20 protein-coding genes are annotated in these 22,558 nt (G+C 70.1%); 13 read left to right on the forward strand and 7 right to left on the reverse strand.

The annotated features are described in order from the left end of the window. Window positions 1-103: 103 nt before the first annotated feature. Complete coding sequence (locus tag DMB42_RS49440) at window positions 104-1,201, reverse strand: serine protease (protein WP_125648180.1); 1,098 nt, start codon at window positions 1,199-1,201, stop codon at window positions 104-106. Between the two features lie 199 nt (window positions 1,202-1,400). Here DMB42_RS49440 and DMB42_RS49445 point away from each other — a divergent pair, with 199 nt between their 5' ends. From DMB42_RS49445 to DMB42_RS49465, 5 genes are all read left to right on the forward strand, one after another. Further along, a complete protein-coding gene (locus tag DMB42_RS49445) occupies window positions 1,401-1,790 on the forward strand; it encodes an SSI family serine proteinase inhibitor (protein ID WP_185845277.1) in 390 nt (129 codons plus the stop codon). 289 nt (window positions 1,791-2,079) lie between these two features. Beyond that, window positions 2,080-3,519, forward strand: a complete 1,440-nt coding sequence (locus DMB42_RS49450) for an acetyl-CoA synthetase (RefSeq protein WP_125648186.1) — start codon at window positions 2,080-2,082, stop codon at window positions 3,517-3,519. 142 nt (window positions 3,520-3,661) lie between these two features. Next, on the forward strand, window positions 3,662-4,543 hold the full coding sequence (locus tag DMB42_RS49455; RefSeq protein ID WP_125648189.1) for a hypothetical protein: 882 nt from the start codon (window positions 3,662-3,664) through the stop codon (window positions 4,541-4,543). Between the two features lie 51 nt (window positions 4,544-4,594). Further along, window positions 4,595-5,551 (forward strand): zinc-binding dehydrogenase, encoded by a 957-nt coding sequence (locus DMB42_RS49460; RefSeq protein WP_125648192.1) that lies wholly within the window; start codon window positions 4,595-4,597, stop codon window positions 5,549-5,551. Between the two features lie 75 nt (window positions 5,552-5,626). Further along, on the forward strand, window positions 5,627-6,484 hold the full coding sequence (locus DMB42_RS49465) for an oxygenase MpaB family protein (RefSeq protein ID WP_125648195.1): 858 nt from the start codon (window positions 5,627-5,629) through the stop codon (window positions 6,482-6,484). A 6-nt stretch (window positions 6,485-6,490) separates the two neighbouring features. On the opposite strand, the gene DMB42_RS49470 is transcribed toward DMB42_RS49465, so the two are convergent. The 5 genes from DMB42_RS49470 to DMB42_RS49490 all read right to left on the reverse strand — a co-directional run bounded on the left by DMB42_RS49470 (window position 6,491) and on the right by DMB42_RS49490 (window position 12,878). Further along, window positions 6,491-7,219 (reverse strand): PadR family transcriptional regulator, encoded by a 729-nt coding sequence (locus DMB42_RS49470; RefSeq protein ID WP_125648198.1) that lies wholly within the window; start codon window positions 7,217-7,219, stop codon window positions 6,491-6,493. Next, the gene (locus tag DMB42_RS49475) at window positions 7,216-8,019 is read right to left on the reverse strand and encodes a DUF4097 family beta strand repeat-containing protein (RefSeq protein WP_125648201.1); all 804 of its coding nucleotides are present in this window, start codon (window positions 8,017-8,019) and stop codon (window positions 7,216-7,218) included. Before DMB42_RS49475 ends, DMB42_RS49470 begins: the two co-directional genes overlap by 4 nt. Before the next feature lie 99 nt (window positions 8,020-8,118). Continuing rightward, window positions 8,119-8,298 carry a DUF6104 family protein gene (locus tag DMB42_RS49480; protein WP_125648204.1) on the reverse strand — a complete coding sequence of 60 codons (180 nt, stop codon included), beginning with the start codon at window positions 8,296-8,298 and terminating at the stop codon, window positions 8,119-8,121. Between the two features lie 92 nt (window positions 8,299-8,390). Next, a complete protein-coding gene (locus DMB42_RS49485; RefSeq protein ID WP_125648207.1) occupies window positions 8,391-12,029 on the reverse strand; it encodes a multifunctional oxoglutarate decarboxylase/oxoglutarate dehydrogenase thiamine pyrophosphate-binding subunit/dihydrolipoyllysine-residue succinyltransferase subunit in 3,639 nt (1,212 codons plus the stop codon). Between the two features lie 204 nt (window positions 12,030-12,233). Then, complete coding sequence (locus DMB42_RS49490; protein WP_125648210.1) at window positions 12,234-12,878, reverse strand: B3/4 domain-containing protein; 645 nt, start codon at window positions 12,876-12,878, stop codon at window positions 12,234-12,236. A 75-nt stretch (window positions 12,879-12,953) separates the two neighbouring features. Between DMB42_RS49490 and DMB42_RS55775 the strand changes: the two genes are divergently transcribed. Both DMB42_RS55775 and DMB42_RS49500 read left to right on the forward strand, forming a co-directional pair. After that, window positions 12,954-13,559: a helix-turn-helix domain-containing protein gene (locus DMB42_RS55775; protein WP_125648213.1), complete on the forward strand. Its 606-nt coding sequence runs from the start codon at window positions 12,954-12,956 to the stop codon at window positions 13,557-13,559. Beyond that, window positions 13,556-14,845, forward strand: coding sequence for an MFS transporter (locus tag DMB42_RS49500; RefSeq protein ID WP_125648216.1), 1,290 nt, complete (start codon window positions 13,556-13,558; stop codon window positions 14,843-14,845). Before DMB42_RS55775 ends, DMB42_RS49500 begins: the two co-directional genes overlap by 4 nt. Here DMB42_RS49500 and DMB42_RS49505 read toward each other — a convergent pair. Further along, window positions 14,793-15,638 (reverse strand): glutathione S-transferase family protein, encoded by an 846-nt coding sequence (locus tag DMB42_RS49505; RefSeq protein WP_125648218.1) that lies wholly within the window; start codon window positions 15,636-15,638, stop codon window positions 14,793-14,795. The genes DMB42_RS49500 and DMB42_RS49505 overlap by 53 nt on opposite strands. A gap of 45 nt (window positions 15,639-15,683) precedes the next feature. Here DMB42_RS49505 and DMB42_RS49510 point away from each other — a divergent pair, with 45 nt between their 5' ends. The 6 genes from DMB42_RS49510 (at window position 15,684) to DMB42_RS49535 (ending at window position 22,554) form a co-directional block, all read left to right on the forward strand. Next, window positions 15,684-16,742, forward strand: coding sequence for an MBL fold metallo-hydrolase (locus DMB42_RS49510; RefSeq protein WP_260478392.1), 1,059 nt, complete (start codon window positions 15,684-15,686; stop codon window positions 16,740-16,742). Between the two features lie 56 nt (window positions 16,743-16,798). Further along, window positions 16,799-17,671, forward strand: coding sequence for an SDR family oxidoreductase (locus tag DMB42_RS49515; protein WP_125648224.1), 873 nt, complete (start codon window positions 16,799-16,801; stop codon window positions 17,669-17,671). A 179-nt stretch (window positions 17,672-17,850) separates the two neighbouring features. Continuing rightward, on the forward strand, window positions 17,851-19,008 hold the full coding sequence (locus DMB42_RS49520; RefSeq protein ID WP_125648227.1) for an ROK family transcriptional regulator: 1,158 nt from the start codon (window positions 17,851-17,853) through the stop codon (window positions 19,006-19,008). An 11-nt stretch (window positions 19,009-19,019) separates the two neighbouring features. Further along, window positions 19,020-20,504: a sugar ABC transporter ATP-binding protein gene (locus DMB42_RS49525; RefSeq protein ID WP_125648230.1), complete on the forward strand. Its 1,485-nt coding sequence runs from the start codon at window positions 19,020-19,022 to the stop codon at window positions 20,502-20,504. Further along, the gene (locus DMB42_RS49530; RefSeq protein WP_125648233.1) at window positions 20,504-21,511 is read left to right on the forward strand and encodes an ABC transporter permease; all 1,008 of its coding nucleotides are present in this window, start codon (window positions 20,504-20,506) and stop codon (window positions 21,509-21,511) included. Before DMB42_RS49525 ends, DMB42_RS49530 begins: the two co-directional genes overlap by 1 nt. After that, window positions 21,508-22,554: an ABC transporter substrate-binding protein gene (locus DMB42_RS49535; RefSeq protein ID WP_125648236.1), complete on the forward strand. Its 1,047-nt coding sequence runs from the start codon at window positions 21,508-21,510 to the stop codon at window positions 22,552-22,554. The genes DMB42_RS49530 and DMB42_RS49535 overlap by 4 nt, the downstream gene beginning before the upstream one ends. Window positions 22,555-22,558 lie beyond the last annotated feature (4 nt).

A 22,558-nucleotide genomic window follows, 5' to 3' on the forward strand; every position in this document is an offset into this window, starting at 1 on the left:
AAATTTTCGGGAGATCGTGTCAGCGCTCCCACGCCTCGCCGTTACCGTACCGAGATCAATGGATCGGCTGATCACGTGCAGTGATCACATAGTTGCATGTGACTTACGTCACATTTCCCGGTGTGGTGAGGGCTGCGGCGCGCCGGTAGACCTCGCCGGTGGTGGTGTCGAAGTACGGCGAGGACACCGCGTCGTAGGCGCCCTTGGCGTCCCTGTTCCAGGTCAGGCTGTTGACGCCGTTGAGGTCACCGAGCCTGCGGGTCGCGTCGTAGTCCACCAGCCAGGGGCCGCCGCTGGCGCCGGGGCTGAAGTCGCACGGCTGGAGCCGTACGCCCTTCTGCAGGTCGAGCGCGGGGGCCGCGGTCCAGTACGTGACGCCGCCCTGGCACGTACGCAACGTCTTGCCGTCGAACGGCCGGGTGCCGTCGGGTTGCGCGCCGGCCGGGAAGCCGAACGCGGCCACGACGTACGCGGCCGGCTTCCTGTTGACCTCCAGGCCCTGGCCGCCCACGTTGTCCTGGAGCCTGCCGACGTCCTTCATCGAGTACGTGCCGTCCTTCGCCTGATCCCAGACGAACCCGCGGTGCACGGTCACGAAGGCGTAGTCGAAGTCGTAGTCGCCCTTGCCGGCCCAGTCCTCGTGCATGGTGATCGCCGCGCCCACGTAGATGCCGTCGGGCGTCTCGCCGTTGGGGCCGGGGTTGGGGACGAAGATCCAGTATTCGGCGGGCTTGGCCTGCCGCGAGTCGTACGCGCAGTGTCCGGCCGTGGCCACCACGCTGCGGTTCCTGGAGGCGACCGCGCTGGCCGAGCACCAGTACTCCTTGGCGCCGAACCTGAAGAAGACCTTGCCCATGGTCTTGGCCGCGCCGCCCTGCTTGGGCGCGACGGGCGTCACGTCCTGCCCTGCGGACGTCCGCTGCGACGTCGTGGCGGGCGCGTTCGGCCCGGAGGCGGCGCCCGCCGAGGAGGTCGGGGCGGCCTGCGCGCCCGGCGTGGCGGGGCTGTAGTTGTCGGCCTGCTTGAGCCGGTCGGGCCGCCAGTAGTCGGCGACCTTCTTCATGTCGGTGGCCGTCCTGGCCAGGGTGACGCTGTAGACCTTGCTGGCCGGTGCGGCGTTCGCGATCCCCGTGAAGGCAGGCAGCAGCAGCAGCGCGGCGCCCAGGGCGGCCGCCGCCAGTTGCCTGGCCCGGGAGATCATGAAATGCCTTTCTTAGGGTCGTAAGGGTGGATTTTTCCAGATCAACTGCCTGTATTGCAGCCCGGATAGAGATTCGTTACCTGATCAAGAGTGGACCGTGTGCGATAAGGACACCATCAGCCGATCCCTCCCGATACGTCTAAATGATCACGCGTGTCGGTCGTTGCCGCAGGTCAGGGGCGTGATGGAGGCTGCCCGTATGCACCGAATTCTCGCCATGGCCGCGCTTTCCTGCGCGGCATTCGCCGCCGCTCCAGTGGCGAACGCCACGACCGGCCCACCCGATGTCGAGGCGTCGTTCAAGAGCCAAAGGCATTTCCGGATCAGCGTGGGAGATCGGCAAGGAGTGCTGGAGTGCACACCCGGCCGGGTCGTTCCCGGGCAGGTCGACGCCTGCCTCGCGCTCGAACACGTGGGCGGGAACCCGGCCCGGTTGAGCCGGCGCGGGGACGTTTCCTGCACCGCCGACTATCAGCCCGTGGACGTACAGGCGTGGGGTGTCTGGGACGGCGCCCGGTACCGGTACTCCCACAGGTTCCCCAACGCCTGCGAGCTCGCCGTCTCGACCGGGCCGGTCTTCCGCGTCTGACGAGGGGACCGGCCGGGGAAGGCCCCGGATCCCACCGAGGGGACCCCGGGGCGTCGTGCGCGGGCAGTACCGCCAGTTCCTCGATGGGCACGCCGATGAATGGCGCAACCGCCGATCAGTAATCGACGCGAAAGGTCTGGCCGGTTCTGTTCCGTTATGGAAATAGGTATTTCTGAAAGGCGTTTCTGCAGGTCAGGGCCACGATAAATGGCCTTCAGCAACAGTCGTAGCGCTGATTGTCGACGCCATTTACTTATCAACCGAATGTTGTTCTGGTTAGATGGTTGACATGGATCCACGCACCCCCTGTCTCATCGGCATCGCGCAGCGGACCGTTCGCGAACAACCCGGCCCGGAGCCGCTCGACCTGTGGGAGTCGGTCGCCCGTGAGGCGGCCGACGACGCCCGCCTTCCCGTCGGGCGGCTCGACTCGATCCAGATCGTCCACACCGACTCCTGGCAGTACGACTCGCCGACCGGGCGGCTGGCCGAGCGCCTCGGGGCCACGCCGCGCCACCACGCCTACTCCAAGGTCAGCGGTACGGCCCCGCAACTGCTCATCGGCGCGGCGGCGGCCGGGATCGCGGCGGGCGAGCTGGACTGCGCGCTGGTCACTGGGGCCGAGGCGCTGGCGACGCGGCGGGCCTACCGGCGGGCGGGCGAGCACGTGCCGTGGAGCCACGCCGCCGATCCCAAACCGCCCTACGCCTGGGAACGCCCGCCGCACCCCGCCGAGCTGGCGCACGAGCTGTTCCTGCCGGTGCACACGTACGCGATCATGGAGACCGCGCGGCGGGCGGCGGCCGGGATGACGGTCGAGGAGGAGATGCTCGACCGGGGGCGGATGATGGCGCCGATGACCGAGGTGGCCGCGGCCAACCCGTACGCGTGGCGGCGGGTCGTGCGCACGCCCGAGGAGCTGGTGAAGGGCAACCGGTTCGTCGGCTGGCCGTACACCAGGAACACCGTGGCCGTCATGGAGGTCGACCAGGCGGCGGCCGTCGTCCTGGCGAGCGCGTCCCTGGCCGACCGGCTGGGGGTGCCGGAGGAGCGGCGGGTGTACCTGCGCGGCTGGGCGTATGGGGAGGACACCTGGGAGGTGGCGGCGCGGCCCGCGCTCGGCTCCTCGCAGGCGATCGGGGCCGCCGCCCGGGCCGCCTTCCGGCGCGCCGGGCTCGGGCTCGCCGACATGGACGCGCTCGACCTGTACAGCTGCTTCGCCGTCGCGCTGCGGCAGGCGTGCGACGCGACGGGGCTCAACCCGTACGACCGGCGTGGCCTGACGGTGACCGGCGGGCTCCCGTACGCCGGCGGCCCGGCCAGCGACTACGTGCTGCACTCGACGGCCACGATGGCCGGCCTGCTGCGGGCGCAGTCGGGGCACGGGCTGGTGACCGGCGTGGGGATGCACCTGACGAAGCACACGTACGCGGTGTGGTCCAGCGAGCCGGGAGGACACCTGGGGGACGCGACACCGGTGTTCACGGCCTCCGGGGTGCCTCTGGCGGACTCCTACGTGGGGCCCGCCACCGTGGCCGGGTACACGGTCGCCCACGGCCGGGACGGCGCGGCCGAGAAGGGCGTCCTCGTCGTGGACCTGCCCGGCGGCGCGCGGGCGCACGCGCACGTGCTGGAGGCGGAGCTGTTGGCCGACGCCATGTCGCGGGAGCTGGTGGGGCAGCGGGTCGACCTGGTCACCGACGGACGGCTAAACCGGGCGACCTGGTGATCTGGCGACGCCCGTCGGTCGAGGTTGTGAAGTTGTGACCTCGGACCGCGATTTCGCCCGGTTCCAGGGCTTGCGCGGGTGGATGTCACTCCACTGAACTTAAGTAAAGGGCGCAACCCGCACTAACCCGGCGAGGCACGTCGTGTCCGACCAGTTCGACGTCATCGAGGCAGGTGGGCGCGGCCGCCGCCGGTGGATCGGGCTCGCGGTGGTGCTGACTCTCCTGGTGATCCCGGCCGTCAGCCTGTTGCTCAGCCGGGACCCCGGATCGGGGCTGCCCGCGCCGTCGTCCACCGCGCCCATCCGGTCGCTGACCAGGATCGACAACGGCCCCCATGCTCTGCGGGTCCCGGCCAGGACCAAGGGCCACGACGAGATCATCGACGTCGTCTTCCCCGACGGCCGCAGGGCCGAGGTGCGCTACCCGGCCGACCTCGACCTCAACGAGCTGGGGGTGCGGCCGTTCCAGGGGGCCTGGATCGACGGGCAGTTCCGGCGGTTGGGCGTCCCGTACAACGGGGTGGCCGAGGTGACCGGCGGGGGCCGGCCGATCAGGAGCTACGGGCCCGACGTCACCCTGTGGCCGCGCCAGCCGGGCAGCGGGGGCGAGGGGCAGCCGCTGCTGTTCGTGTTCGGGCAGTGGCGGGTGGTGATGCAGGACCCGGGCCAGGGGCTGACCTTCGACCAGCGCATGGCGCTGGCGCGGGAGCTGCACGGCAGGACGACCAAGGACGGCTTCCTGGTGTTGTCGGGCAAGGGATCGGTACGGCTCGCCGGGCCGGGGGCCACGGCGCAGGGTGATCCGGTCGGCCCGCAACTGTGGTTCGGCGGGGGAGTGCGGGAGGTGGTCGCGCTCGTGCCCATACCCGACTGCGCCAGGAAGGCCCGGCTGCCGTCGGTGATCGCCGGACGCGGGTATCCGGGCGAATGGACCTGCCAGGGGGACGTGGAGATCGCCGTCGCCGGGTCGACGGACTTCAGGAAGCGCGCGCTCGCCGGGATCCGGGTGACGCTCGGGCGGTGAGAGGCGGGGCGGCGCCGTGGTCGCCGAGGGGTCCGTTAGTAGGGTTCGGCCATGTTCGCCGTAACCGCCACACAGACCGATCCCGACAATCCGCTCGCCGGGCTGACGCTCGGGGAGCACCCTGAGCCCGAGGCGCCCGACGGCTGGACGACCGTCTCCGTACGGGCCGCCGCGCTCAACCACCACGACCTGTGGACGCTCAAGGGCGTGGGCATCCGTCAGGACCGCCTGCCGATCGTGCTCGGTTGCGACGCCTCCGGCGTGGACGAGGACGGCAACGAGGTCATCGTGCACGCCGTGATCGGCACCGGCGCGGACGAGACCCTCGACCCCAAGCGCTCGCTGCTGTCGGAGGTACACGACGGGACGTTCGCCGAGCGGGTGGCCGTGCCGCGGCGCAACCTCGTGCCCAAGCCGGCCGCGCTCAGCTTCGAGGAGGCCGCCTGCCTGCCGACGGCCTGGCTGACCGCCTACCGCATGTTGTTCGACAAGGCCGGGCTCGAACCGGGCTCGACCGTGCTGGTGCAGGCGGCGGGCGGCGGTGTCGCCACCGCGCTGATCGCGCTCGGCCGGGCGGGCGGGTTCCGCGTCTGGGCGACCAGCCGCTCGGAGGAGAAGCGTGAGCGGGCCCGCGCACTCGGCGCCGACCAGGTCTTCGAGCCGGGCGCGCGGCTGCCAGAACGGGTGGACGCCGTCATGGAGACCGTCGGCCAGGCCACCTGGGACCATTCGCTCAAGTCGCTCAGGCCGGGCGGGCGCGTGGTGGTCTCCGGGGCCACGAGCGGCGCCGTACCGTCCGCCGACCTCAACCGCGTCTTCTTCCTGCAGCTCTCCGTGGTCGGCACCACCATGGGCACCCGCGACCAGCTCCGCAGGCTGGCGGTGTTCCTGGAGCAGACGGGCGCGCGGCCGGTGATCGACCGGACGCTGCCGCTGGCCGAGGCGCGCGACGGGTTCGCGGCCATGGCCGAAGGGGAGATCTTCGGAAAAATCGTCTTTACGAGCTGAATAAGTGAAGGGTTACTTCTGCGTCTCCTGGGTGATACAGAGAGGATGAGGTGGCATCACCCGGGAGGCGGCACGATGGACGTTCAGCCCTTCGGTCCAGGTTCGATGCACTGGGACACCGCGGGCGAATACCGCAACCTGCTCGTGGCCGGCAGCGCTCTGGTCCTCCAGACCATGCATCCGGCGGTCGGCGCGGCCGTGGCGCAACACTCGACGTACAAGGACGACCCGTGGGGGCGGCTCAACCGCACGCTCGCCTCGATGCAGAAATGGGTCTACGGCGGCACCGGCGGCCTGGCCGAGGGCAGGCGGCTGCGCGAGCTGCACAAGTCCATCAGCGGCGTGGACGAGTACGGCCGCGCATACCACGCGCTGAACGGCGAGGCATGGGCCTGGGTGCACCTGTCGCTGTTCGAGCGTTTCGTCACGCTCAACCGCTACTTCGGCACCCCGTACACCGTGGAGCAGCAGCGCCGCATGTACGCCGAGTCGCGGCAGCTCGGCGCGATCCTGCGGGTTCCTGAGCGGGAGATGCCGGAGGACCTGGAGGCGTTCTGGCGCTACTTCGACACGATGATCGCCGAACGGCTGGAAGCGCACCCGACCGCGCTGGAGGTGCTGGCCGTCATGCGCGGCACGCCGGCGCCGCCCGGCCTGCCGAGGCCGCTGCGCCGGTTGTGGACGCCGGTGGGGGTGGGCTCGGGGGAGTTCAACCACTTCGTGACGGTCGGCACGCTGCCACCGGCCGCGCGCAGGAAACTCGGCCTGCGCTGGACGGCCCGCGACGAACGGCGGTTGCGGCACCTCGGGCACGCGGTGGCGATGCTGACGCCGCGCCTGCCCGAACGGCTGCGCTACATGCCCGTCGCCTACCACGCGCGCCGGGCGGCCCGGAGCGTCAGGCACGTGGAACGGTCGCTGCGCTCCGCCTAGGACGGCTCAGCGTTCGAGGATGTCGCGGACGCGGGCGGACGCCTCGTCGAGCACCGTGCGCAGCTCGGCCAGCTTCTGCGTGGTCAGCGCGGCGTCGGTGGCCTCCTGGCGGGCCTGCGCCACGAAGTCGGCCAGCAGCTCGCCCAGCTCGTTGTCGAGCTCGGTCCGCCGTACGGTGTCGCCGCCGAGCGTGCTCCAGATGTCCGACCAGATCCGCCGCCACTCGCCGGCCAGCCGGTCGCCCTCCACCTGCCACTGGTTGGCGTGCGCCATCCACTGCCGCTTCTGCTGCTCCTTGAGCCGTTTGATGTCTTCGGCCCGGGTCTGGGCGCTGTCGCGGGTGCCGGTGCGGACGTCCTTGGCCATCCGGGTCAGCTCGTCGCGCAGCGACTTCACCGTGTCGCGGACGTCCTCCTTGACCTCGCGGGCGATGTCGCGCACCGAGGCGGAGATCTCCTGCTCCAGGTCGTCGAGCTCGTCGAGCCGGGCGTTGAGCTCCTCGCGGCCCTTGTCGGTGATGGAGAACACCTTCTTGCCCTCGACCACCTCGTGGGTGACCAGGCCCTCCTCCTCCAGGCGGGCCAGGCGCGGGTAGATCGTGCCGGGCGAGGGCGAGTAGACGCCGAGGAAGCGGTCCTGGAGCAGCCGGATGACCTCGTAGCCGTGCCGTGGGCTCTCCTCCAGCAGCTTGAGCAGGTACAGCCGGAGCCGGCCGTGACCGAAGACAGGGCTCATTCCTTCTCTCCCTTGAGCAGCGCGACCTCACCCGAGACCGTGACCGCCGACAGCGAGGCCATGCCGCCGCCGAGGCGCCCCGACAACGTCTTGGAGCCGGGACTGTTGTTCGCGGACAGGCCGTCGAACGTCGAGCTCAGCCTGCCGGACGTGGACCTCACGCTGACGTCGGACTCGACGTTCTCCGGCACCCGCACCAGGATGGCACCCGAGACGCTGTTGAACGTCACATGACTCGTCGGGCGCAGCCGCAGGTCGGCGGTGATGCGGCCGGAGACCGTGCTGGCCTTGAGCCGCCTCGGGGTGCCGTCCGCCAGCGTCAGCTCGCCGGAGACGGTCTTCAGCGCCAGGTCGCCGTCCATGGCCCGGCTCTCGATCGAGCCGGAGACCGTCGTGGCGCTCACCTCGCCGCTCACACCGTCGAGGACGACCTCGGAGGACACGCTCTTGACCCGGGTGGACCGCTCGAACCCGGCCAGCACCGTGGACGCCGAGACCACCTCCGTGCTGACCCGGCAGCCCTTGGGCACGGTGATCGTGAGGTTGGTCCTGCGCCGGTCGCGCTTCAGCCAGCCGAGCAGGCCGTCCCACGTCAGGCCCTCGTAGGCGACGATCAGTTCCTTGGTCAGCTCGTCGTAGCTGACCAGCAGCGGCGCGGCCGACTCGATCTCGGTCAGCTCCATCGTGGGCGGGCCCTCGCTGGCCAGGACGGCCAGCACCCCGGCGACGATCCGCACGACAAGTGACTCGACCGGCCCGAACGTGAGCTGCTCCGGAGCCTCCAGCGTCCACTTCTCCATGAACGTATGCCTCCTCGACGAGTACGTCTCCTACGAGACACGATATGTCGCGTCTCGCGAAAACTCAAGATGTATCGCGTCCCGGGAGGCCGGGTCGCGTCAGTCGTCGTCCTCGTCGTCGAGCCGGGCCAGCCAGGTGGCCAGCCGCTCGATCGGGGTCTCGAACTCGGGGTTGAGATCGACGAACTCACGCAGCCGCTCGCCGAGCCAGAGCAGGCTGACCTCTTCCTCGCCCCGCCGAGCGACCAGCTCCTCGATCCCTCGATCGGTAAAGTACATGGGTGTCTCTCCTTCGTGCGGGCAGGGACCTCACCCTGCCGGTCAACACAGAAGCCCCCGGCCGGACGGCCGGGGGCTCACTGGCGGCCTGCTCAGCCGAAGAGCTGGTGGAGGATCTCCTCCAGCTCGGTGTCGTGCGAGTTGTGCGAACCCGTCGCGGGCGAGCTGTTCGGGGTACGCGAGACGCGGCGCAGCGACCGGCCGCCGAGCGTCTGCGGGTCCTCGGCCAGCTTCAGCGTCAGGTAGGGCCACGGGCCCATGTTGACCGGCTCGTCCTGCGCCCACACCAGCTCGGCCTGCTGCCCGTAGCGGGCCAGCTCGGCGGTGAGCTCCTCGGTCGGGAACGGGTAGAGCCGCTCAAGCCGGACGATCGCGACGTCGTCGCGGCCCGACTTCTCACGATGGGCGGCCAGGTCGTAGTAGAGCTTGCCCGAGACCAGGACCACCCGGGTGACCTTGGCCGGATCGACCGTGGTGTCGCCCAGAACCGGCTGGAAGGTGCCCGTCGTGAAGTCGGACGCCTTCGAGGTGGCCGCCTTGTGCCGTAGCAGCGACTTGGGCGTGAAGACCACCATCGGCTTGTGCCGGTTGGACTCCACCTGCCAGCGCAGCAGGTGGAAGTAGTTGGCCGGCGTGGACGGCTGCGCGACCGTCATGTTGTCGAGCGCGCAGACCTGAAGGAACCGTTCGATCCTGGCCGAGGAGTGGTCGGGCCCCTGACCCTCGAAGCCGTGCGGCAGCAGCAGCACGACCGAGGAGCGCTGGCCCCACTTCTGCTCACCGGACGAGATGAACTCGTCGATGATCGTCTGGGCGCCGTTGACGAAGTCGCCGAACTGCGCCTCCCAGGCGACCAGGGCGTCGGGGCGTACGACGCTGTAGCCGTACTCGAAGCCGAGCGCCGCGAACTCGCTGAGCAGCGAGTCGTAGACGTAGAACTTCGTGGTGCCCTCGTTGAACGTCTTCAGCGGCGTGTGGTCGGCGCCGGTCATCCGGTCGACCAGCACCGCGTGCCGCTGGGTGAACGTGCCGCGCCGGGAGTCCTGGCCGACCAGGCGGACCGGGTGGCCGTCGATCAGCAGCGAGCCGAACGCCAGCGTCTCGCCCATCGCCCAGTCGATCGAGTCGGTCTCGACCATCTGGCCGCGGCGCTGCAGCACCGGCGCCAGGCGCGGGTGCGGCGTGAAGCCGTCGGGCAGGTTGAGCTGGGTGTCGACGATGCGCTTGAGCGTCTCGTCGCTGATCGCCGTCGCCGTGTCGGCGTGGGACCACTTGACGACCTCGGCCGGCGGCACCCGCATGGCGGCCGCCTCCTTGGGCTTCTTGGCCGCCTCGCGCGTCTCGGTGAAGGCCTGCTCCAGCTTGGCCTGGTAGTCGCGCAGCGCCGACTCGGCCTCCTCGACCGTGATGTCGCCCCGGCCGATCAGCGCCTCGGTGTAGAGCTTGCGGGTCGAGCGCTTGGCGTCGATCAGGTCGTACATCAGCGGCTGGGTGAAGGCGGGGTTGTCGCCCTCGTTGTGGCCGCGGCGGCGGTAGCAGATGAGGTCGATGACGACGTCCTTGCGGAACGCCTGGCGGTACTCGTAGGCCAGCTGGCCCACGCGCACCACGGCCTCGGGGTCGTCGCCGTTGACGTGGAAGATCGGCGCCTGGATCATCCGCGCGACGTCGGTCGCGTAGACCGACGAGCGGGAGGAGGCGGGCGAGGTGGTGAAGCCCACCTGGTTGTTGACCACCACGTGCACGGTGCCGCCGGTGCGGTAGCCGCGCAGCTGCGACAGGTTGAGCGTCTCGGCCACCACGCCCTGGCCGGCGAAGGCCGCGTCGCCGTGGACGAGGACGGGAAGGACGGTGAAGCCCTCCTCGCCGCGCTCCAGGAGGTCCTGCTTGGCGCGGACGACACCCTCCAGCACCGGGTCGACCGCCTCCAGGTGGGAGGGGTTGGCCACCACGGAAGCGGTGATCATCTTGCCACTGGGCGCGGTGAACTCGCCGCTCGCGCCCAGGTGGTACTTGACGTCGCCGGAGCCGTGGGCGGTGCGCGGGTCGATGTTGCCCTCGAACTCGCCGAAGATCTGGGCGTAGGACTTGCCCACGATGTTGGCCAGCACGTTGAGGCGGCCGCGGTGGGCCATGCCGATGACGACCTCGTCGAGGCCCTCGTCGGCGGCGTCGCTGATCACCGAGTCGAGCAGCGGGATCAGGGACTCGCCGCCCTCCAGCGAGAACCGCTTCTGGCCGACGAACTTCGTCTGCAGGAACGTCTCGAACGCCTCGGCGGTGTTGAGCCGCGACAGGATGTTGAGCTGCTCGTCGCGCTCGGGCGAGGCGTGCGGCTTCTCCACCCGCGCCTGGATCCAGGCCCGCTCCTCGGGGTTCTGGATGTGCATGTACTCGATGCCGACCGTGCGGCAGTAGGAGTCGCGCAGCACACCCAGGATCTCGCGCAGCTTCATCAGCGCACGGCCGCCGAAACCGCCGGTGGCGAACTCGCGCTCAAGGTCCCAGAGGGTCAGCCCGTGGGACTGGATGTCCAGGTCCGGGTGCTTGCGCTGCTTGTACTCCAGCGGGTCGGTCTCGGCCATCAGGTGGCCGCGCACGCGGTAGGCGTGGATCAGCTCTATGACACGGGCCGACTTGGCCACGTCGTCGTCGTGGGAGGCCGAGATGTCCTGGACCCAGCGCACCGGCTCGTACGGGATGCGCAGGGCCTCGAAGATCTCGTCGTAGAAGCCGTTCTCGCCGAGCAGCAACCGGTGGATCTGGCGCAGGAAGTCGCCCGACTGGGCGCCCTGGATGATCCGGTGGTCGTAGGTGCTGGTCAGCGTCATGACCTTGGAGACGGCCAGGCGCGACAGCGTGTCGGGCGAGGCGCCCTGGTACTCGGCCGGGTATTCCATCGCGCCGACGCCGATGATCGTGCCCTGGCCGGGCATCAGGCGCGGGACCGAGTGGACGGTGCCGATCGTGCCGGGGTTGGTCAGCGAGATCGTGGTGCCGGAGAAGTCGTCGACGCCCAGCTTGCCCGCGCGGGCCTTGCGGACGACTTCCTCGTAGGCCACCCAGAACTGGCGGAAGTCCATCTCCTCCGCGCCCTTGATCGAGGGCACGAGGAGCTGGCGCTCGCCGTTGCTCTTCTGCACGTCGATCGCCAGGCCGAACCCGATGTGCTCGGGCTTGACCAGCGTCGGCTTGCCGTCGATCTCCGTGTAGGAGTGGTTCATCTCCGGCATCGCCTTCAGCGCCTTGACGATCGCGAAGCCGATGAGATGAGTGAAGGAGATCTTGCCGCCACGCCCCCGCTTGAGGTGATTGTTGATCACGATGCGGTTGTCGATGAGCAGCTTGGCCGGGATGGCACGGACGCTGGTCGCCGTCGGGACCGACAGTGACAGGTCCATGTTGGCGGCCGTGCGCGCCGCGGCGCCGCGCAGCTTCACCTCCTCGGCGCCCTTGGGCACCGGGGTGGCCGGCTGCTTCGGCTTCTCGGCTGCCGGAGGCGCCTTCGGGGGCGCCTTGGGAGGAGCGGGCGCGGTCGCAGTGCCGTTCGCCGCCTCCCTGACCGGGGTCCGGCCCGCTCCGCTTTCAGGGTTGTAGTCAGCGAAGAAGTTCCACCAGGCCTTGTCGACAGACTCTGGATCTTGAAGATACTTCTGGTACAGCTCGTCGACAAGCCACTCGTTCTGACCAAAGCTTGCCAGCGGGTTTGTCCGCGACGACTCAGACGACACGGCGGAAATCGCCCTCTTCCGCAGATCGGCGTTGATGTTAGAGAACCTGTCCAAGGCTACTCGCCCGGACCGGCAGCGCGCGCCGAAGAGCACGTGCCGCCTCGAACGATCCTCTCAGGACAAGCCGTAGAGGTCACGCGCGCCTAGTCAATCCAGGGAGAGCCGTCTTTGTTACTGTTTGGTATCAACATGCGGGCAGCGGGTTTACTTCCCGCCGGACACGATCCGGCTGGTGATCCGCACCTCGGGTGACAACTCCGACAGCAGGTCCGCCAGCTCCTTGCCGGCCTGCTGGAGCTCCTCCATCGACATCGGCTCCAGGCGTTCGAGTAGGAAGATCGCGTTGGTCGTCTCCTCGGTGAGCCGGGTGCGCGCCACCTGACGCCAGTTCCAGCGGCGGCAGGTCACTCCGGCGTCGTCGCGCCAGATCACCTCGCCGGGCTCGGGCTGCCCGAGCGCCTCCTCCGACGCCTCGTCGCCGGTCGCCCGTACCAGCCGGGCCGGGCCCGCGTAGTGGTCGAGGTCCTCGCCGCCGATGGGCAGCGCGTGCTTCACGCTGATCGTGTTGTACGCGTCGACCACCCGGTTGATCTCCGGCAGCGGCATGCGGCGGGTGAGCGCGTCGACCGAGGGCCTGGTGCGCTGCGGCTTGGCGCCGAAGGCGCGGTAGGCGTCCTTCCAGGCGTCGATCTTGTCGGTCTGCACCTCGGCCGCCGACGCCTCGGCCAGCCAGGCGCGGGTGCGGTCGTCCGTCGGGCCGTTGCGCAGGCCGTGGGCGAACATGACCAGCACGGCGAAGTCGGGGCGCAGGGCGAGGACGGCGTCGTCCACCTGGATCTCATCGAGCATCCGCCCAGTTTAGAAGGCCGGGGAAACCGCAAAAATCACTTTGCAAAATTGTCTTTGTGGTTTAGGGTCGTGCTCATGGAAGAGCAGTACAAGATCAGTGACCCGCAGGTGCTCAAGGTGGTGGCCCATCCGCTGCGGGTGCGGTTGCTCGGGCTGCTGCGCAGCGACGGCCCGGCCACCGCGAGCGAGCTGGGGCGCAAGGTGGGGGAGAGCTCCGGCTCGACCAGCTACCACCTGCGCGAGCTGTTCAAGTACGGCTTCATCGAGGAGGACCCCGAGCGCGGCGACGGCCGCGAGCGGCGCTGGCGGGCCCGCCACCGCTACACCTCGTGGGACAGCGGCGAGCTGATCGGGACCGACGAGGGCCGCGAGGCGGTCAGGATCATGCGGATGCGCCAGGTCGAGACACTCGCCCGCGTCGTCCAGGACTACGACGAGCGCGACTGGTCCCCCGAGTGGGTGAGCGCGGCCGGGATGAGCGACGACTTCGTGGAGCTGCCCCCGGCCGGGCTCAAGGAGCTGGACGAGAAGGTCGAGGAGCTGATCCGCGACCTGGCCGCCCGCCACGCGGGAGACCCCGAGGCCCGGCAGGTCCACGTCTGGATCGGCGGCTTCCCCCGAGCCAAGGGCCGGGCCAAGGACCGTGCCGAGAACCCTGAGATCGAGGAGCAGGACCGATGACCGCCCGATCCGCCTTGCGGCGCTACATGCTCGTCAGCTTCCTGACCTGGCTGCCCCTGGGCCTGATGGTCGCCAGCATGGTCCTGCTGATGACAGACCGGGGGCTCAGCCTGACCCAGATCGGCCTGTCCGTGACCGTCTTCTCGATCGTCACCGCGACCCTGGAGCTGCCCACGGGCGGCCTGGCCGACGTCATCGGGCGGCGGATGGTGCTGGCCGCCTCGGCCGTGTTCACGGCGGCGGCGCTGGCGCTGATGAGCGTCTCCACGGTGTTCTGGATGTTCCTGGTCAGCGGCGTGCTCAAGGGCGTGGCCAGAGCGCTGTCCAGCGGCCCGGCCACCTCCTGGTACGTCGACACCCTCCACGGCATCGAAGGCGGCGACGCCGACCTCAAGCCCGGCCTGGCGCGCGGCAACGCGATGGAGTCGGCGGCCCTGTGCGCGGGCGTGCTGGTGGGCGGCGCGGTGCCGCTGCTGGTGCCGCCCGGTCTGATGACGCCGCTGGCCGTGCCGTCGCTGCTGGGGGCCGTGGCGGCCGTCGTCCTGCTGGTCGTGGTGGTGTTCGCGCTGCCCGAGCCGGCCCATGGCCGGCGGTCGCTGGGGAGCGTGCTGCGCGAGGTGCCGGCCACGATGGTCTCCGGGGTCCGCCTCGCCGCCGGGAACGCGGTGCTGCGCCGCCTGATGGCCGCCGCCGCCGCGTCCGGCGTGCTGCTGATGACGATCGAGCTGCTGACCCCCGGGCGCCTGGCCGAGCTGGCGGGCACGGCCGAGCGCGGCAGCCTCGCCTACGCCGTCGTCGCGGCCCTGGGTTACGCCGCCAGCGCCTTGGGCAGCGCGCTCGCGCCCCGCGTGGCGCGGCTGGCGGGGAGCTCGGCCCGGGGCGCCGCGGCGGGCGCGGTGCTCTGCGCGCTGTCGGTCGGCTCGCTGGCCGCCACCGCCGGGCTCGGCGGGGCGCCCGGCCTGGTGGCGGCCGGGCTGGCCTACCTCGTCATGTTCGCCGGGTTGTCGGTGACCGCGCTGCTCTGCATGGAGATGCAGCACAACGCGGTCTCGGCCGCCGAGCGCACCACGGTCACCTCGACGTCCTCGCTGTCCCTGCAGGCCGGGGGGGTGCTGGCCAACTCCACGCTGGGCGTGCTGGCCGCGCAGGCGGGCGCGGCCGCCGCCTGGTGGGTGGCCTCCGGCGTGGTGCTGGCCTCGGCGCTGCTGTTCGCCGCGATGCCGAGGCCGGGTGTCACGCGCTCCAGTCGAGCTCAGGTCCTACCGGAACGATCCTGCTCGGGTTGATGTTGGTCTGCGTCATGTAGTAATGGCGCTTGATGTGGTCGAAGTCCGTGGTGTCGCGGAAGGCGGGGATCGCGTAGAGCCTGCGCGTGTACGCCCACAACGCCGGATAGTCCGCCAGCCGCCTGATCGAGCACTTGAAGTGGCCGTGGTAGACCGTGTCGAACCTGACCAGCGTCGTGTAGAGCCGTACGTCGCTGTCGGTGAGCGTGCCGAAGAGGAACTCCGACTCCGCCAGGCGCACCTCCAGCAGGTCGAGCGTGGTGAACACGCGGGCGACGGCCTCCTCGTACGCCTGCTGCCCGCGGGAGAAGCCGGCCTCGTAGACCGCGTTGTTGAGGCCGTGGTAGAGGCGGTCGTTCATGATGTCGATGTCCGGGCGCAGGCGTTCCGGATACAGGTCGGGTGAGGTGCCCCACGACGTCTCCAGATCGAGGGTGATCTGCGGGAAGTCGTTGGTGACGATGCGTTCGTCCCGGGTGTCCCAGACGCACGGCACGGTGTAGCGGCCCGTGTAGCCCGGATCGGTCGCGTGGTAGAGCTCCGACAGGTACAGAGGGTCCCCGTCGGGGATCCGCCAGCCCTTGTCGTCGCGGATGGGGTCGACGATCGTGACGTCCAGCAGGTCCTCCAGGCGGAGCAGGGCGCGGACGATCAGCACGCGCTGTGCCCAAGGGCAGGCGTAGGAGGCGTAGAGCCGGTAGCGGCCGGGCTCGGGCGGCCCGAGCCGTTCGGTGAAGCGGTTCGGCTGCCGGACGAAGCGGCCATCGTCTGAGATCTCGCGGCTCAGCTTCATGACCCCTAGTAGAACATGATTCGGGACCAGAACTATATTCGGGGCATGGCGAAGTTCGTGGTGACTCCTTCCAGCGCGGCGCAGCGCGAGGCATGGCTGAGCGGGGCGGTTCCCGAGGTCGAGCGGGTACGTCCGGGGCTGTGGTCCATCCCGGTGCCCATCCCGATCAACCCCCTCCGGTACGTGCTGGTCTACGCCCTGGAGTTGCCCGACGGCGTGGCGATCGTGGACGCCGACGGGAACACCGACGAGGCGTACGACGCCCTCGCCGCCGGGCTGGCCGTGGCCGGTTACGGGATCGCCGACGTCAAGGCCGTCCTGGTCACCCACCTGCACCCCGACCACTACGGCCTGGCGGGACGCGTCCGCGAGGCGTCGGGCGCCTGGATCGGCCTGCACCCGGCCGACGCGGGCCTCGTGCGCGAGCGGTACGACGACGCCGCCATCGACTCGCTCGTCCAGCGGGAACGGGCCCTGCTGCGGCGCTCCGGCGTGCCCGAACTGAGCCTGGACGAGCTGGCCGGGGCATCCATGATGATCAGGCACATGGTCACGATGGCCCGTCCGGACCGGCTGATCGAGGACGGCGAGGACCTCGGGCTGCCCGGCTGGGACCTGCGGGCCCTCCACACCCCCGGGCACACCCCCGGCCACCTGTGCTTCGTCTCGCCCGCGCGCAGGTTGTTGTTGTCCGGCGACCACGTGCTGGCCAAGATCACGCCGATCGTGGCCGTGCATCCCCAGTCCGGCCCGAACCCGCTGGCCGACTACCTCGACTCGCTGGCCGCCGTACGCAAGCTGGAGGTCGACGAGGTGCTGCCCGGCCACGAGTACCGCTTCCTGGAGCTGGCCGGACGCGTCGACCACGTCATTGCCCACCACGACGAGCGGCGGCCCGAGATCGAGCGGGTCGTCGGCGCGGACGACGGCGTGACCTGCTGGGACGTCGCCACCCGGCTGAGCTGGTCGCGGCCCTGGGAGACGATCCCGCCGTTCATGCGCCGGGCGGCCAACAACGAGACGCTGGCCCACCTGGTATGGCTGGCGGCCCAGGGCAGGGTACGCAGGGAGGAGGGCGAGCCCGAGCTCTGGAGACGCGCCTGAGCGGGTCGGTTATCGTACTCCTACCAGAATGTTGTTCTCTTGCTCTGGAGGGTTCGATGCTTCGGTTCGATGACAGGGTCGCCATCATCACGGGCGCCGGGCACGGTCTCGGCAGGGCGCACGCGCTCCTGCTCGCCGAGCGGGGCGCCCAGGTCGTGGTCAACGGCCTCGGCGGCGCCCTCGACGGCACCGGCGCGTCCACGGGCCCCGCCGCCGAGGTGGTCGAGCTCATCACCAAGAACGGCGGCCGGGCCGTCGCCAACACCGACAACGTGGCCACCCCCGAGGGGGCCCTGGCGCTCGTGCAGACGGCCGTCGACGCGTTCGGCAAGGTCGACATCGTCGTCAACAACGCCGGCATCCTGCGCGACAAGTCGTTCGGGAAGATGACGGTCGAGGACTTCGACAGCGTGCTGGCCGTGCACGTACGCGGCTCGTACCTGGTCAGCCAGGCCGCGTACCCGCTGATGAAGGAGGCCGGCCATGGGCGGATCGTCAACACCTCCAGCCCGGCCGGGCTGTTCGGCAACTTCGGCCAGGCCAACTACTCCACGGCCAAGATGGGCCTGGTGGGCCTGACCAAGACGCTGGCCATCGAGGGCGCGCGCAACGGCATCAAGGCCAACGCCATCGCGCCCATCGCCTGGACCAGGATGACCGAGGCGCTGCTGCCCGCCGAGTTCGAGGAGAAGTTCACCCCCGAGCGGGTGAGTGCGCTCGTGGCCTACCTCGTGCACGACTCGTGCGAGTCGAGCGGCGAGGTGTTCACCGTCGGCGGCGGGCGGGTGGCCCGCGTGTTCGTGGCCGAGGGGCCGGGCTGGAAGACCGACGACCTCACGCCCGAGTCGATCGCCGGCAACTGGGGGTCGGTGATGGCCGAGCAGCCGTACGTGCTGACGGCCGGCGACTCGATGAAGGCCATGCTCTAGCGTCCGCGACCTGCGCGAAGCCGGTCATCGCCCGTCCGGGCGGCGGCCGGCTTCCGTGCGTTCCGGGGACGTTTGACGGACGCCGTACGTCAGGCTTTGTTCGATCTTCGGCATAAGTCAGCCAAGTTCGGTCGAATCAGACTCTTGATTTGCCGCATCAGTGATCTTATTGTCTCCGCATGACCCCCCAGCCGGGCTCGGCTGCCGACGTACTGACGCTCATCAGCGCCGGATCGGCGACCACCCGTTCCGATCTCGCGCGCCTCACCGGACTGGCCAGATCCACGATCTCCCAGCGGGTGGACGCGCTCATCGAGCGCGGCCTCGTCGAGGAGACCGAGAGCGGCGAGTCCACCGGCGGCCGGCCACCGCGCCAGCTCCGCCTGCACACCGAGCAGCACGCCTTCGCCGGCGTCGACCTGGGCGCCACCCACTGCCGGGTCGCGCTCATGGACATCTCCGGCGGCCTGCTGGCCGAGTGCGAGGACCCGGTGGTGATCGGCGAGGGCCCCGAGAAGGTGCTCGCCCACGTCGACCAGCGGCTCGACCGGCTGCTCGGCGAGGCAGGACGGCCACGCCGGGCGCTGCGCGCGATCGGCATCGGCGTGCCCGGCCCGGTCGAGTTCGCCACCGGCCGCCCCAACAACCCGCCGATCATGCCCGGCTGGAACGACTACCCCGTCCCCGAGTACTTCGACGGCATCGAGGTGCTGGTCGACAACGACGTCAACGTCATGGCGCTCGGCGAGCACCGCAACGCCTTCCCCGGGACGAACCACCTGCTGTTCGTCAAGGTCGGCACCGGCATCGGCTGCGGCATCGTGGCCGACGGCAAGCTGCACAGAGGCGCCCAGGGCTCGGCCGGCGACATCGGCCACATCCGGGTCAGCGGCCACGACGACGCCGGCTGCCGCTGCGGCAACAGCGCCTGCCTGGAGGCCGTGGCCGGCGGCGCCGCCATCGCACGGCGGCTCACCGAGCTGGGCCTGCCCGCCGAGAGCGGCGCCGACGTCGTGGCGCTCGTCCAAGGAGGCGACACCCAGGCGCTGCGGCTGGTCAGAGAGGCCGGACGGCTCATCGGCGAGGTGCTGGCCGGCCTGGTCAACTTCTTCAACCCCGAGGTCATCGTCATCGGCGGCGCGCTGTCCCGGGTCCACGAACACCTCCTGGCCGGGATCAGGGAGACGATCTACCGCAGATCGCTGCCGCTGGCCACCCATCAGCTGTCCATCACCCCGAGCCGTACCGGGATCAACGCCGCAGCGCTCGGCGCCGGCCTGCTCGCCATCGAGCACTACCTGTCACCGGACAACATCAACCGCATCGTCAACGCCTGAAGGGGACCCCGATGCTGGTCATGAAGGGCATCGTCAAGCAGTTCCCCGGAGTGCGCGCGCTGGACGGGGTCGACCTCGACGTACGGGCGGGCGAGGTGCACTGCCTGCTCGGCCAGAACGGCGCGGGCAAGTCCACCCTGATCAAGGTGCTGGCCGGCGTCCACCAGCCCGACGAGGGCACGATCGTCTTCAACGACGCGCCGGTGCGCCCGAACAGCCCGATCGACGCCATCAGGCTCGGCTTCGCCACCATCTACCAGGAACTCGACCTGGTCGACGGCCTCAGCGTCGCCGAGAACATCTTCCTCGGCCATGAGCACGCCCGCTTCGGCTTCGTCAACCGGCAGGCCGCCCGGCGCGCCGCCCGCGAGGTGCTGGAACGCCTCGGCCACGGCGAGATCCGCCCGTCGGCCGAGGTCGGACGGCTCTCGCCGGCCGCCAAACAGGTCGTCTCGATGGCCCGCGCCCTCTCCCACGACGCCCGCCTGATCATCATGGACGAACCGTCGGCCGCCCTCGCCCACGACGAGGTCGCCAACCTGTTCCGCATCATCCGCGAGCTGACCGCCCAGGGCGTGGCCGTCGTCTACATCTCCCACCGGCTGGAGGAGATCCGCGAGATCGGCGACCGCGTCACCGTGCTCAAGGACGGGCGTACGGTCGCCGTCGGCCTGCCCGCCCGCGACACCCCCACCGCACGCATCGTCTCCCTCATGACCGGCCGCAACGTCGAGTACGTCTTCCCGCCCCGCCCCACCCGGCCCCCCGGCGAGGAGGTGCTGCGCGTGGAGAACCTGACCGCGCCCGGCCTGTTCGCCGACGTCTCCTTCACCGTGCGGGCGGGCGAGATCGTCGGGCTGGCCGGGCTCGTCGGCAGCGGCCGTTCGGAGATCCTGGAGGCCGTCTACGGAGCCCGTCCCGCCGCCGGCCGCGTCACGCTCGCGGGCAGACCGGCGCGGCGCGGCGTCGTCGGCACCGTCCGGCAGGGCATGGGCCTGGCCCCCGAGGAACGCAAGGCCCAGGCCCTGCTCCTCGACCAGAGCGTCACCGCGAACATCACACTCGGCACCCTGCCGGGATTCGCCAGGTTCGGGTGGATCGACCGCAAGCGCGAGCGGGCCGAGGCCAAACGCCTGGCCGAACTCCTCGACATCCGCCCGCCCGACCCAGAACGCCCGATCAGGACGTTGTCGGGCGGCAACCAGCAGAAGGCGGTGCTCGCCCGCTGGCTGCTCGGCGGACGCAGGCTGCTGCTGCTCGACGAACCGACCAGAGGCGTCGACGTCGGCGCCCGCGCCGAGTTGTACGCCGTCATCCGCGACCTGGCCGACCAGGGCATCGGCGTGCTGCTGGTCTCCAGCGAGGTGCCCGAGGTGCTGGGCCTCGCCGACCGGGTGCTCGTGCTGCGCGAGGGCGCCGTCATCCACGAGGGCGAGGCGGCCGGCCTGGACGAGCACCGCGTACTGGACATGATCATGGATGGGAGGGCCGCGTGATGAGCGACCCCATTGAAGCGCCCGAACGTCCCGCCACCGGGATCGCCGGGCCGAGACCGTCCCTGCTGAACGGATTCGCCGAGATCCGCCACGTCGGCCTGCTGGGCGCGCTCGCGCTGCTCGTCGTCGTCGGCCTGGTCACCCGGCCGGAGAACTTCGCCACCGCCTCCAACCTGGTCAGCATCCTGGCCCTGGCCGCCACCATCGGCGTGATCACCGTCGGGGCCACGTTCGTGATCATCGGCGGCGGCATCGACCTGTCCGTCGGCGCGGTCATGGCGCTGGCCTCGGTGTGGGCGACCACGCTGGCCACGCAGTCGTACGGGCCCGTCGTCATGGCGATCTGCGCGATCCTCGTCGGCACCGGGGCCGGGCTGGTGAACGGGCTGCTGATCGCCTACGGCCGCATGGTGCCGTTCATCGCCACCCTGGCGATGCTCGTGGCCGCGCGCGGCCTGGCCCAGCGCATGTCCGACAGGAAGACCCAGCTCATCCAGGTCGAGGGCATCGTGCAGCTGTCCACCACGCGGCTGCTCGGCATCCCGCTGCTGGTCTACGTGTTCGCCCTGGTCGTGGTGCTGGGGTGGATCGTCCTGAACCGCACCACGTTCGGCCGCCGCACGTACGCGGTCGGCGGCAACCCCGAGGCGGCCAGGCTGGCCGGCATCGACGTACGCAGGCACACGATGCTCCTGTACGCCCTGTCCGGCTTCTGCTGCGGCGTCGCCGCGATCCTCATCATGGCCCGCACGACCACAGGCTCGTCCACCCACGGCGACCTGTACGAACTCGACGCCATCGCCGCCGTCATCATCGGCGGCACCCTGCTCACCGGAGGCCGGGGCACGATCATCGGCTCGATCCTGGGCCTGCTGATCTTCACCCTCATCACGAACCTGTTCATCCTCAACGGGCTCAACACCAGCGACCAGCTGATCGCCAAGGGCCTGATCATCGTCGTCGCCGTCCTTCTCCAGCGGCGGAACCTGAAAGCGAGAGCAACATGAGTGAGAACGTCGCGCGCAGGGGATTCCTCGTCGGCGGGGCAGTGCTGTTAGCGGCGGGCTGCACCAGCAACGAGCCCGCGGCCGCGCCCGCGGCGGCGGCGCCCGTCCCCGCCCCCGCCGCCGGCGGCAACGACGAACCCGGCCAGAAGGTGACGATCGGCTTCTCCGCGCCGGCCGCCGACCACGGGTGGATCGCGGCCATCGCCAAGAACGCCGAGAGCGCCGCCAAGCAGTACGCCGACATCGACTTCAAGCCCGTCGAGCCGACCAACGACATCAACCAGCAGATCTCCGCCGTCGAGTCGCTGATCGCGGCCAAGGTGAACGCCCTGGTCATCCTGCCCAACGACGGCCAGCAGCTCAACCAGGTCGCGCTCCAGGCCGCGCAGGCCGGCATCCCGGTCATCAACCTCGACCGGGTCTTCCCCGACAAGCTGGCCTACCGGACCTGGATCGGCGGCGACAACTACGGCATGGGCGTCGCGGCCGGGCACTACATCGGCAAGCAGCTCAAGGACAAGGGCGTCGCCAACCCGGTGATCGTCGAGATCCAGGGCATCGCCACGCTGCCGCTGACCCAGGACCGCAGCAAGGGCTTCGCCGACGCGCTGAAGACGTACGGGTTCAGCGTGACGGCCAAGCAGGACGCCAAGTTCACCGTGGAGACCGGCAACCAGGTGGCGACCTCGCTGCTGCAGGCCCACAAGAAGATCGACGCGCTGTGGAACCACGACGACGACCAGGGCGTCGGCGTGCTGGCCGCCATCAAGGAGGCCGGCCGCGACGAGTTCGTCATGGTCGGCGGCGCCGGCTCGCTGAACGCCATGAAGGAGATCCAGGCCGGCACCTCGGTGCTGAAGGCGACCGTCACCTACAGCCCCACGATGGCCTCCTCGGCCGTCAAGCTCGCCAGGTTGATCGCACAGGGCAAGGGCATGAGTGACCTCGTGGAGAACCAGGTCCCGCAGTCGATCACCCTCGCGTCGGAGACGATCACCAAGGAGAACGTCGACAAGTATCTGGCGCTCGGATTCGAATCCTGATCGG

Source organism: Nonomuraea sp. WAC 01424, from assembly GCF_003947315.1.
GTDB classification, from domain to species: Bacteria; Actinomycetota; Actinomycetes; order Streptosporangiales; family Streptosporangiaceae; genus Nonomuraea; species Nonomuraea spiralis.